Raw genomic sequence first — 11,896 nt, 5'->3', positions numbered from 1 at the left:
TTCTACCAAAAATCGTCTGTTTCGCAACCAAATACGAACGAAGAAACCGGGTTTCTGACAGATGGTGCGTAAGTCCTATTTGTATGTGATGATACATAAAAAATTATAAGTCTGGTGGCAAAATTAAAGCATCTATGACATGAATGACGCCATTACTTGTTTCGCTCTCAGTCTGAATTAATCTCGCATCATTGACCGTTACAACACTTGCAGAATTTACTTTGACACTAATATTTTGACCTTCAGATGATTTTAAATCACCTGTTCTTAAATTTCTCCTTAATAATTTTCCATAGACAATATGATATTTCAAAATTTTGACTAACACTTCTTTGTTCTCAGGCTTTAACAAATCCTGCATAGTATTTTTCGGGAGTTTTGCAATCGCTGCATCAGTAGGTGCAAACAAGGTAAAAGAGCCTTGCATTCGCAAGGTATCTTTTAAACCAGAAGCTTCTAAAGCTTTATTTAAATAAGTAAAAGAATTATCAGGAGATGAGTTACTTTTTGAAGATGCGATTAAATAATCACTGATGTTAGTAACAGAATTTATTCTCCTTGTTTGTGGATAATATTGACGGTTAATAGGTGGTTGTGAAACTGTAGCAACTGGGGTTGATGGTCTCATAGAAGCAAATTTCAAATAAATGTTAATAGGAATCCCGAAAAAATCTATTGCTTCAGTTCTGACATCGCGTAAACCTTGCCCATTAATTCCCACCAAACGCCCTTGTTCATCTAGCAGTGGACCACCACTCATTCCTGCTTTAGTGACGTTGTTATAAACTAAGTTATAACCTTTTTTGCCATTTGATAAACGTGCAGAAATGCGTCCATCTTGAAAACGATAGTTACGTTGTGTGCTGATAGCATCTGGGTCAGCCCAACCAGCAACATAAACTATTATGCCTTCATTTAACTGATCGGAATTTCCAATTTCTGCTTTGCGGTATTGTTCTGAACTAGTGAATTGCAATACTGCCAAGTCTACTCCTGAGATAGATTGGACTTGCGTAGAGTTCAAAGAATAGCGTTTGCCGTCAGGTGTTTGAATGGTATATTTGCCTGGGAATTCTACAACATGCCTGTTGGTTAACACAGTGTAAGTGTTTCCTTGTTTATCGATAATCACTCCAGAACCTGTGTTTGCACCATCAATACGAACTGTGATTTGTTTGGCAATGTTGTTGACTTCTGATGCAGTTAATGCAACGACACTTGGAGTTTGAAATAGTACAACAGTTACTGTTCCTACAAGACCTAAAGCTGGGTTAAACCGGGATGATAAATTCATAGCTCTTTATAAAAGGCTCACCTAAGAAAATCAAAAAGCAACATCATGAATAGCCCCAACTATTCGTACTTCAGATTCATTTAACTGTTTTTGGTAACTATTTCCTTTCGTAAAAATTTATTAATGACTACGCAGTGAAAGCGAGGAGTGGATCCCCTCAGTGCAGCACGCTTACTCACTCCTGCAGCTTTCCCTGCTTTTTTACAACATCCCTTTAGAACTGGGAATGGTACCAGCACGACGCGGATCAATTTCTAGTGCCATGCGCGTTGCTCTGGCAAACGCCTTGAATGTTGCTTCAATAATGTGATGGGAATTCATACCATCTAATTGACGGATATGTAGCGTCATTTGGCTATGGTTCACCACAGCTACGAAAAATTCGCGTACTAATTGGGTGTCATAAGTTCCCACTCGCTGGGTAGGAATTTGCAAACCATAGCTGATGTGGGGACGTCCGGAAAAATCTAGCGCCACTTGAATAAGTGCTTCATCAAGAGGCGCAACAAAATGACCAAAACGGACAATTCCTTTTTTATCACCAAGGGCCTTGCTAATAGCTTGACCCAAGGTAATACCAACATCTTCGTTGCTGTGGTGATCGTCGATGTGTAAATCACCAGTAGCTCTGACTTCTAGGTCAATCAGCCCGTGGGAGGAAATTTGATGCAGCATATGATCCAAAAAGGGAATGCCAGTTGCTGCATTGCAAACTCCTGTACCATCCAAGTTGACTTTAACATACACATCCGTTTCGCTTGTCCTACGGCTAATTTCGGCAATACGAGTGCCCCCTTGGGGTTGTTCGTGCTGTGAGGGGAGAATTTGGCGTAGGATGGAGTCTGTGCTGGAGGAATCGCTTATTTGCATACAGAACCTGGCTTATGCTTAATTATGTAGTAATGGGTCAGAGCCATTTGCTAATACCTAATAACTAATGGTAAATACACAAATAGTAGTTATTGGTTAGCAAATAGCAATATTAACGTTACATACCCATGATTTCATATCCTGCATCCACATAAAGCACTTGCCCAGTGATTCCACTAGCCAGGTCACTGCACAAGAAAGTTGCCGCATTGCCCACTTCTAGCTGAGTGACAGTGCGTCGTAGAGGAGCCACCTGCTCCACATGATGAATCATATCTAAGATTCCTCCTACGGCACTAGAGGCTAGAGTACGAATTGGACCAGCAGAGATGGCATTCACTCTGATATTTTGTGGTCCCATTTCGGCAGCGAGGTATCGCACACTTGTTTCTAGCCCTGCTTTGGCAACTCCCATCACATTATAGTTGGGAATTGCCCGCACACCTCCTAGATAAGTGAGAGTGAGGATACTTCCTCCTTGAGTCATCAAAGGTTTTGCGTATCCAGCGAGTTGCACTAAGGAGTAAGTACTGATTTCTAAAGCCAAATTGAAGCCAGAACGGGAGGTTTGGCTAAAATCTCCACTCAAGTCTTCTTTATTGGCAAAGGCAAGGCAATGGATCAGGATATCTAAAGATCCCCACTTATCGCTGATCGCATTAAAGGTAGACTTAAGATCCTCGTCGTTTTGGACATTACATGGAAGAAACAAGCTGGGGTTTAGCGGTTCTACCAACTCTGCGACTTTTTTCTCCATTTTGCCTTTCTCATCTGGCAAATAGGTAACACCCAGGTTCGCTCCTGCTGCGTTCAGTTGTTGGGCAATCCCCCAAGCGATTGAGCGGTTGTTTGCAATTCCCGTTACTAAGGCATTTTTTCCGGTCAGATCTAGCATATCAATTCTTAATGTGAACACTCCTGCTTGAGCATACTAGAATCTGACACCGATTTGTCTTTGTTATGGGTACTATTTGTCAACCGGATTATGGAGTTACCTTTTGATACCACAAAATTATCGTTCCATTCTTAAATATATGCTCAAAACATAGTAGTGATAATTGATTTAGGAGTAAATAGTGGATGGTAAATAGTAAGTAGTAGAGAGTAGGTATTTGGTAGTCTATAGAATTTCTTTTCTATCTACCAGAAACTAGATACGAACTACAGTTTTACACCTTCTACAGAATGAGTGTGTCTACTTTTTTTACTTCATAAAAAAAGTCAAAAAAATTTAGAATTAACTTTGAAAAAAGACTAGATCTAAACATCAAAAATTATGTATCATGATGAACATATAAACAGAGCAATCGAATTGGAGTTATCAGACTGCTCGTTAGAATCATCTTGAGGATCTCGCCCTTGGTGATTCCCCTCGTTAAAACAAGTTGCGTTTCTTAGTGATTTGTTATGACTTTGGACACTAAACACTGGAAAAATGACAGGTGACGTTATGGGAAATTTCATAAATAGTTTAGAATTGCTATATGAGTGAGTGAGGTTAAGTATAGGAAAGTACAAAAACATTGACAATGTGTTCTTGATTTTTCAGGTGTATTCTTAGGAAATCGATTTTAAATTTTCCGGCATTGGGTAGGGGAAGGTAAATGCTCGTGACACAAGATAAAGCCCTAGCAAGTGTTTTTCGTCAGATGGCAACCGGAGCTTTTCCGCCGGTTGTAGAAACGTTTGAACGTAGTAAAACCATCTTTTTCCCCGGCGATCCCGCCGAACGAGTGTATTTTCTATTAAAAGGTGCCGTTAAGCTCTCCAGAGTTTATGAAGCAGGAGAAGAAATAACCGTAGCACTGCTGCGGGAAAATAGTGTTTTCGGCGTCTTATCCTTGCTGACAGGAAACAAGTCAGATAGGTTTTACCATGCGGTTGCTTTCACATCTGTAGAATTGCTCTCAGCACCAATTGAACAGGTGGAACAAGCGCTTAAAGAAAACCCAGAACTGTCGATGTTAATGCTGCGAGGATTGTCTTCGCGGATATTACAGACAGAGATGATGATAGAAACACTCGCTCACAGAGATATGGGTTCTAGATTGGTAAGTTTTTTGTTAATTCTCTGTCGTGATTTTGGTGTTCCTTGTGCGGATGGAATCACAATTGATCTCAAGCTCTCTCATCAAGCGATCGCTGAAGCAATTGGTTCGACTCGCGTGACTGTCACTAGATTACTAGGTGACTTGCGCGAGAAAAAAATGATTTCAATACACAAGAAAAAGATTACTGTTCATAAGCCTGTTACCTTAAGTCGCCAATTTACCTAAACAAAGTTCACTAGCTATGAACAGTCATTTCTGAGTTAGATAAAAAAGTCAGAAAAATGACTCATAAACGTCACTTACTACAACTGACATCGACAATACCGTCCTTGTTGCAATAAGCTTGGTGCGTTTGTGAGTAACCAGGCGTGTATCAACCTCTGTAAGCAACTGCCATGCATAGTTTTCTAGCTTGAAAATAGAACTCAGAACTCAGAACTCAGAAGAAAAGAAAAATTTTCATCTGTTCTAGTGAGGCAGTTCATCACGGCTAGCTTGAAAATAGATTTTCATGCTTGGTTGTGGGCGATCGCCCATGAGTGACTGACTTGTAAATGCCCATAAAGTAAGTAAAAGGTAGCGAAAGCCCCTGCATTGCTCCCGCCGATAGCTTGGTGAGCCAAAGCGCATCTGAAGAGAACCCGCGCATACTTTTGGTGCGCTTTGGGAAGTGACTTTTGGGTTGAGTATAGGCTTTGCCCGTTGTAAGTGCAGCTTTGCACACAAAGCCTTATATTGTACGTGAGTGAAATAGCAAGTGTTCGTGGGATTTGTTGAACTTTGTTTAAATCAGGAATAAAGACTAGTGAAGATTGCGTCATGTCAATGCTTGGCTTACATCAATTTCCCACAGATAATGACTGGAAGTAGTAGGCTGTATCTGGAAGGATTTCATCGGTAGGAAAAGATGACCACCGGGTACATCCTAATAGCGGCAATTTTAATTTTGGGAGGCGTCATTGCCACCGTGGGCGATCGCATTGGCACACGAGTTGGCAAGGCTCGCCTCTCCCTGTTCAACCTGCGTCCAAAAAATACGGCAGTACTGATAACTATTCTGACAGGTACTTTGGTCTCGGCATCAACCTTAGGAATTTTATTTGCTGCCGACGATGGATTGCGTACAGGAGTATTTAAACTAGAGAGTATTCAAAAAGATCTCAGGCGCAAGCGCGAACAACTCAACACAACTGCAAAACAGCTAGAAGACACTAAAGGTGAGCTAGAACAAGCTCGAAAAGAACAAAAAGCTCAACAAGAGCGCTTGCAGCAAACGAATCAGTCCTTACGTGAGGCAAACACTAAACAGCAAGAAACTCAGACTCAACTAAACCGTACCATAAGCCAACAAGCTCAAACTCAAGCTCAACTTCAGGGCACACAAAACCAACTCAGTCAAGCAGTCGCTAGCTATAAACAAGCCATAGCGGAACTTCAAAGCGTTGACAATGAGAAAAAAAAGCTGCTGGTGGAAATTGAAAAAAGAAAGGTAGAACGCCAACGACTGTATGAAGAAGCAAGAAAAGCGATTTCGCAAGCCAAAACAGCTATTGAGAAACGCGATCGCGAACTAGCCAATCGACAGCAAGCTGTTCAACAACGGGATCAAAAAATAGCCGAACTGGATCAACTCATTAAAAAGCGAAACACAGCAATAGCCGCGCGAGAGCAAGTGATTGCTCAACGGGAATCTCGCCTCAAAGAATTGGAAACACAACAAGACTATCTGGAACAGGAAGTCGCAAGGCTGGAGAAATATTACCAATCTTACCGTGACCTGCGTTTAGGAAAACTCGCACTGGTTCGCGGTCAAGTTCTTGCTACAGGCGTTTTTCGTGTGGAACAACCTGTTGTAGGGCGTCAGTTGATCGTTCAACTTTTACAGGAAGCTAATCGAAACGCTACCATCTAATTAAGTGAGCCTGGTGCTCCTAATCCAGCAAATTTGCAAATCTTACAAGTGACAAATGAGCAGGTTGATCAATTAAGCAAGCAAATTAATGATGGTCGAGAATATGTGGTAAGAATTTTTTCTGCTGGCAATTACGTCAGGGGAGAAAAGCAGATTGCATTTTTTGCTGATGCAGCACGCAATCAAGTCGTTTTTACCAAAGATCAAGTCATAGCAACAACAAGCGCAGATCCCAAAACGATGACATCTTTTCAACTGCGACAGCGGCTAGAACAGCTGATTTCTGCTTCGCAATTTCGCGCTCGTAACGCTGGTATTTTAGAAAGTATTCAAATAGATGGGACTTTCATTCGCTTTATCGCCCAGTTGAGACAGTACAACCAGCCAATTGAGATCAAAGCTGTTGCTGTAGAGGATACATATACAGCAGGACCACTGAAAGTAAAACTCATAGCTATCCAAAACGGGCAGATTATTTTTAGCACGTGAACTACTAGGGAACGCTTAACTGTTAACACCGAAGAAGGAATAAAGGTGTTAACAGTTTTTTTTTAAGCGCAGAGTGCAGGCTATGCCAACAAAAATCAAATAGGAGTTCTATATATAACTAATTGTTAAGTTTTCATAATCTATGAGCAAAAGTCCACAGTCCAAAAACTGTTGACTTTTGACCAAAAAAATGGTTAAAGATCAGTAGTCAGAAGAAATTTAGAAATCGCGCGTCAATAAGAGGGGAATTCTGGTGGGTGAGTTGCGGCTGTGTTGTGCTTGAATTCATTTATCGAGAAAAAAGAATTCTTTGCTTACTCAAATAGGAATCTTATATTTAATTTGTAGGGAATTCTCTTGTTGTGGGTTTTGCGTTCTTGTTAATTTTAAATTTTTATTATGACTGCCCGTAAATTTTTACCAACCCAACCAGCTATTTTGGGTTTCGACCCTGGTCGTGATAAATGTGGTTTAGCTGTGATGGGACTTGATAGACAACTGTACCATCATCAAGTCGTATTAGCTGCTGAGGCGATCGCCGCCATCATCTCACTACGCCAAAAGTTCCCCATTTCTTTACTCGTCATGGGTGACCAAACCACAGCAAAACGCTGGAAGCAAGAACTGCAAAATCAATTAGCAGATCCATTGAACATCGTTTTAGTGGATGAGCGTTACACTAGCTTAGAAGCGCGCGATCGCTACTGGCAGATGTTTCCTCCCAAGGGACTTGCCAAGCTTCTACCACAAGGCTTACGACAACCACCACGACCAATAGACGACATTGTAGCCATCCTGTTAATTGAAAGATACCTCAATCGTTTAACTGAATCAGTGGTTAATAATGAATAATTAAAAGTTAAAAATTTTAACACATGTTTAGTTGATAAATCTTCGTTTCTATAGTTGAGCGCGAATAGTGAAAGCATAGTCTCCTCCTGGTTCGAGCTGGTAATCTCGTTGCTCCAAGAAGCGACCGAGGGGTTCTTTGATCAAAGCACGCCCTCTAGAAGGTTTGACAGAAAGTTCTCCCCGGCGAAAATGCCATTGGAATTGCCATTCAAAGTCACCCGCTCTGACTTCGCCTTCAAGAAATCCGTCTTGCCAAGATTGACGGATAATTCTGACATGGGCTGTAGTTTCTGGTAAATCTTTAGCACTCACGATGCTGTATGTCAAGTTGAAAAATAAAGCTAACTTGTTATAGCTTTACATTTATTCACAATACCTCAAATACTCCAATTGGTGTATTTGGATATAATCTCTCGTACCACTAATTGCCTTTGAATGCAACTCATATCAAGTTGCGTTCATAAACAATAAAAAACCGCACCTGGCTCAAGCCGAGGGGCTTCGGCCGTGAGCGCGAGCGCAGAACGGTTCTCACCTTCCAGTTCGCAGCCTGATAGGGGCAATAGCTTCTCTACGAGACGCTGCTTTGTATCTCCTGCCCAGACGCTGCGCGTATGCCTTACGGCGAACGCATGATTGCGTGCGCTTACGCTTACGCGATCTGCGCTCAGCGCAGACCACTGCAATAAGGGGCGATTTTACAGTATAAAAGAAATATGAAGATTCGTAAAAAACGTAACACCCTGCGCCAATCTCTAGCAGTTTTCCGGTACAGTGGACGAGCTATTAGTTTGGTGTGGACAACTAGCCGCTCGCTGACTATTATTTTCGCGAGTTTAACTGTGCTGGCTGGTCTTTTCCCAGCAGCTATAGCTTATATCGGTAAGTTAATTGTCGATACCGTCGTTTTCAATTCTCACAACTTATCATATAACAGTGATTTTGTCAATAATAATCGTCCTTTAATGTATGTGGGATTAGAGGCGATCGCCGTCGCTTTACTAGCAGCTAGTCAGCGAGGACTCACCGTCTGCCAGTCTTTGTTGCGAATGCTACTTGGTCAACGAGTCAATGTTCTGATTTTGGAAAAAGCCCTGACACTCGACCTCACACAGTTTGAGGATTCAGAGTTTTATGACAAATTGACCAATGCACGACGAGAAGCATCAATTCGTCCCTTGTCTTTAGTCAATCGTACCTTTGGCTTGGTGCAAAGCGCTTTATCACTTGTGACTTATGGCATTTTGCTGGTGAAGTTTTCATTTTGGGCGGTGTTGATGCTCATCTTAGCAGCTATGCCCGCATTCTTTGCTGAAACGAAGTTTGCTGGGCAAGCCTTTCGCTTATTTAGTTGGCGTGCACCGGAAACCCGTCAGCAGCATTACCTGGAAACTCTTTTGGCTAGAGAAGACTTTGCTAAGGAGGTTAAACTCTACCAACTTGGGGATATGTTGCTGGAACGTTACCACAGCTTATTTAATAGACTCTACGGTGAAGACCGCGACTTGACACTACGGCGAGGATGGTGGGGTTATCTGCTGAGTTTGTTGAGTACTTTAGCTTTTTACATGGCTTATGCCTGGATTGTGGTGGAGACAGTTCTAAGCAGAATCTCCTTAGGAGATATGACGATGTATCTCACCGTGTTTCGCCAAGGACAGTCTACATTTTCTAGTGCCTTGACTTCTATTGGGGGAATGTATGAGGATAACTTGTACCTTTCTAATCTTTATGAGTTTCTGGAAGAGGAAGTTCCAAAGCCAAAAGGCAAAGCTACCAAAGGCTTAAAACCTAAAGATGGAATTCGCTTTGAAAACGTATCATTCACCTATCCAGGAAGTTTGCAACCAGCGCTGAAAAATATTTCTTTGCACCTGAAACCGGGAGAGAAGTTAGCCATTGTTGGTGAAAATGGTTCTGGTAAAACGACGCTGATCAAACTGCTGACTCAACTTTACACTCCTGACTCTGGACGCATTTTACTAGATGGTTTGGACTTGCAAGAATGGGATGTGGATGTGCTGCGGCGACGCATTGGGGTGATTTTTCAGAACTTTGTCCGCTACCAATTTACTGTTGGTGAGAATATTGGTGTGGGGGATGTGGACTACGTTGAAGATAAAAACCGATGGATGAGTGCGGCCCAAAAAGGGATGGCGCTTCCTTTTATTGAACATTTGCCCGACAAGTTTCAAACTCAGCTTGGGAAATGGTTCAAGGATGGACAAGAACTCTCTGGAGGTCAGTGGCAGAAAATTGCTCTTGCGCGTGCTTTTATGCGAACTCATGCAGATATTTTGGTTTTGGATGAACCGACATCCGCAATGGATCCCCAAGCAGAATTTGATATTTTCAATCACTTTCGCACTTTGACGAAAAATCAGATGGTATTCTTAATCTCTCACCGCTTCTCTACGGTGCGGATGGCTGACAAAATTGTTGTTATCGAAGCTGGGGAGGTTGTGGAACAGGGAACTCATGAGGAGTTGTTACAGGCACAGAAGCGCTATGCAACACTATTTTCGTTGCAAGCAGCAGGATATCATTAACAGTGAACAGTGAACAGTTAACAAAAGAAACAGAGCCGTATTTTCTGTTGTAACTGATAACTGATAACTGATAACTGACTAGTTGTAGCCGTCAGGCATGCCCTCTTAATTGCCCCGCAATTCCCGCTTATCCCCAACACTTCGTGTGTGGCGGGAGTACCCTTGCGGAGGTTTAGATGGGAGAATAACTAAATGACTAATAACTCATGAATACCAATTTATGAAATTCATATTTGATCCACCAGTTCCTGTGAAAGTCCAAAAGATGAAGGAACGGGTACGGTGGGGAGATGCGAGTGTTGTCGAACGTGGCATTGACCAAACCAGCATGGTTTTAGATGATGGTAACTCGGATAATCCAGAATTCTCTTTCATAGTTATAGGTGATAGCGGCACTACAGAACATCAAGGACATCACCCGCAACGCAAAATTGCTGAATTGATGCTTGCTTATCAAGAGGAGAGCCGTTTTGTTCTGCATACGGGTGATGTCATTTATGTGGTGGGATCTCATGAGTATTACCCGACTAACTTTATTGAACCTTACCGCGAGTTTCTTGTGGGTGGCGAAAATCCTAAACGCATCCCGTACGATCGCATGGTCTTTAATCTACCAATTCTGCCAGTTCTGGGTAATCATGATTATTACGATGTTCCGGGGATATATCGGTTTATTGCTGGAGGTACGCGATCGCTCCGTCGCCTACTTGGCTATAAAAATGTCGAGATCGGCTGGCATGGATCTTATAAAGGTGATGCTTATGCACGGGCGTTTCTTGACTATCTCAAAGGATTTGACTCTGATGAAGAGTTGGAACGTCATTTAGATGAGCATTACACTGCAAAGACTGACACGGGACACTGTTTACGTTATGAACCCGGACGTTTCACCCGCTTACCCAACCGCTACTACACTTTTCGTTACGGTGGGATCGACTTTTTCGCCCTCGACTCCAATACTTTTAATGAACCATCACCACTCCCAGCGACAAAAGAGGGAGAAGCCGAACGCCGCGAATTGGTGCATCGTCAGCATGAGATAGAACAAGAGGAAATCCAAATTCTGGAAATATGCGAGAAGCTTAATCCAGAGATTCCTGAAGAAGCCGAACAACTTGATGCCCTCAAAGCGAAACTATACCAAATCGATGAGATCAAAATTGATATTGAAAAACAACTTAAATCTGATGAGTCGTCAGTCGTAGACTTTGAACAACTGAACTGGCTGAAGCAAAGACTGATTTTATCTTGGAATACAGAAGAAGTGCGCGGACGTATTATTTATTTCCATCATCCTCCTTACGTCACCGAGGCGACCAAATGGCATCAAGCACAAACGTTAGCAGTTCGCCGCTGTCTGCGTTGGGTGTTTGATCAAGTTGCAAATACCCTTGGTTCGATGACTCAAGGTCGTCCAATTGTCGATTTGATTTTAAATGGTCATGCACACTGTTTGGAACACCTTCGCACAACAGACACCGGACATGCTGACTCGAATATTAACTGTATCATCTCTGGTGGAAGCGGTCATTATCCCCGTCGTCAACGCAATGAAGGACCAGAATTGATGGAGACTTTTGATTATCTTCCAGGTAATCCTTACCGTAAAGTTGCTGATTCATTCCTTTTTATTGGTCGCAATGGATACGATGAGCACCTGCGACGACCATACTCTTTCGTGCGTATTGATGTTAAAGGTGGACGCCCACCGAAGCTTATTGTTAGACCATTTGTGATTGAACGGTTTATGGGAGAGTGGTGCGATCGCCATGTAGAACCATTCGTAATTTAAGTTTTTAGATTACCGAACCGTGTATACATATTTCGTTCAAAACCTCACCCTCGCTTGAATCGGCGCTAAAATCTTTCCCTCTCCTTA

General features: G+C 42.3%; 9 protein-coding genes and 1 pseudogene. 5 read left to right on the top strand and 5 right to left on the bottom strand.

The window, feature by feature from the left end; genetic code table 11:
- Positions 1-103: 103 nt before the first annotated feature.
- The 3 genes from AC5590_RS07565 to fabI form a co-directional block, all read right to left on the bottom strand.
- Positions 104-1,294: a fasciclin domain-containing protein gene (locus tag AC5590_RS07565; RefSeq protein WP_246162719.1), complete on the bottom strand. Its 1,191-nt coding sequence runs from the start codon at positions 1,292-1,294 to the stop codon at positions 104-106.
- A gap of 201 nt (positions 1,295-1,495) precedes the next feature.
- The gene (hisB, locus tag AC5590_RS07560) at positions 1,496-2,164 is read right to left on the bottom strand and encodes an imidazoleglycerol-phosphate dehydratase HisB (protein WP_169268427.1); all 669 of its coding nucleotides are present in this window, start codon (positions 2,162-2,164) and stop codon (positions 1,496-1,498) included.
- Between the two features lie 118 nt (positions 2,165-2,282).
- A complete protein-coding gene (gene fabI, locus AC5590_RS07555) occupies positions 2,283-3,059 on the bottom strand; it encodes an enoyl-ACP reductase FabI (protein WP_169268426.1) in 777 nt (258 codons plus the stop codon).
- A 709-nt stretch (positions 3,060-3,768) separates the two neighbouring features.
- Here fabI and ntcA point away from each other — a divergent pair.
- Entirely contained in the window at positions 3,769-4,440 is a 672-nt protein-coding gene (gene ntcA, locus AC5590_RS07550) for a global nitrogen regulator NtcA (RefSeq protein WP_048867514.1), read from the top strand.
- Positions 4,441-4,683: 243 nt separating this feature from the next.
- On the opposite strand, the gene AC5590_RS07545 is transcribed toward ntcA, so the two are convergent.
- Positions 4,684-4,941 (bottom strand): hypothetical protein, encoded by a 258-nt coding sequence (locus AC5590_RS07545; protein ID WP_211178738.1) that lies wholly within the window; start codon positions 4,939-4,941, stop codon positions 4,684-4,686.
- 181 nt (positions 4,942-5,122) lie between these two features.
- Here AC5590_RS07545 and AC5590_RS07540 point away from each other — a divergent pair.
- A pseudogene (locus tag AC5590_RS07540) lies at positions 5,123-6,616 on the top strand (DUF3084 domain-containing protein).
- A 399-nt stretch (positions 6,617-7,015) separates the two neighbouring features.
- The gene (locus AC5590_RS07535) at positions 7,016-7,468 is read left to right on the top strand and encodes a RuvC family protein (RefSeq protein ID WP_169268424.1); all 453 of its coding nucleotides are present in this window, start codon (positions 7,016-7,018) and stop codon (positions 7,466-7,468) included.
- Positions 7,469-7,516: 48 nt separating this feature from the next.
- On the opposite strand, the gene AC5590_RS07530 is transcribed toward AC5590_RS07535, so the two are convergent.
- Positions 7,517-7,780: a DUF3146 family protein gene (locus AC5590_RS07530; RefSeq protein WP_169268428.1), complete on the bottom strand. Its 264-nt coding sequence runs from the start codon at positions 7,778-7,780 to the stop codon at positions 7,517-7,519.
- A gap of 404 nt (positions 7,781-8,184) precedes the next feature.
- Here AC5590_RS07530 and AC5590_RS07525 point away from each other — a divergent pair, with 404 nt between their 5' ends.
- Both AC5590_RS07525 and AC5590_RS07520 read left to right on the top strand, forming a co-directional pair.
- Positions 8,185-10,017, top strand: coding sequence for an ABC transporter ATP-binding protein (locus AC5590_RS07525; RefSeq protein ID WP_169268423.1), 1,833 nt, complete (start codon positions 8,185-8,187; stop codon positions 10,015-10,017).
- A gap of 220 nt (positions 10,018-10,237) precedes the next feature.
- A complete protein-coding gene (locus AC5590_RS07520) occupies positions 10,238-11,809 on the top strand; it encodes a metallophosphoesterase family protein (protein WP_169268422.1) in 1,572 nt (523 codons plus the stop codon).
- Positions 11,810-11,896 lie beyond the last annotated feature (87 nt).

The sequence above is a fragment of the Brasilonema octagenarum UFV-OR1 genome, assembly GCF_963888615.1.
Lineage (GTDB): Bacteria > Cyanobacteriota > Cyanobacteriia > Cyanobacteriales > Nostocaceae > Brasilonema > Brasilonema sennae.
This window is presented reverse-complemented; position numbering and strand designations above follow the sequence as displayed.

What these genes read in the sequence shown, in the direction of transcription:
- AC5590_RS07565 (WP_246162719.1), bottom strand. Translation starts at nt 1,294, where the DNA reads ATGAATTTATCATCCCGGTTTAACCCAGCTTTAGGTCTTGTAGGAACA.
- hisB (WP_169268427.1), bottom strand. Translation starts at nt 2,164, where the DNA reads ATGCAAATAAGCGATTCCTCCAGCACAGACTCCATCCTACGCCAAATT.
- fabI (WP_169268426.1), bottom strand. Translation starts at nt 3,059, where the DNA reads ATGCTAGATCTGACCGGAAAAAATGCCTTAGTAACGGGAATTGCAAAC.
- ntcA (WP_048867514.1), top strand. Translation starts at nt 3,769, where the DNA reads ATGCTCGTGACACAAGATAAAGCCCTAGCAAGTGTTTTTCGTCAGATG.
- AC5590_RS07535 (WP_169268424.1), top strand. Translation starts at nt 7,016, where the DNA reads ATGACTGCCCGTAAATTTTTACCAACCCAACCAGCTATTTTGGGTTTC.
- AC5590_RS07525 (WP_169268423.1), top strand. Translation starts at nt 8,185, where the DNA reads ATGAAGATTCGTAAAAAACGTAACACCCTGCGCCAATCTCTAGCAGTT.
- AC5590_RS07520 (WP_169268422.1), top strand. Translation starts at nt 10,238, where the DNA reads ATGAAATTCATATTTGATCCACCAGTTCCTGTGAAAGTCCAAAAGATG.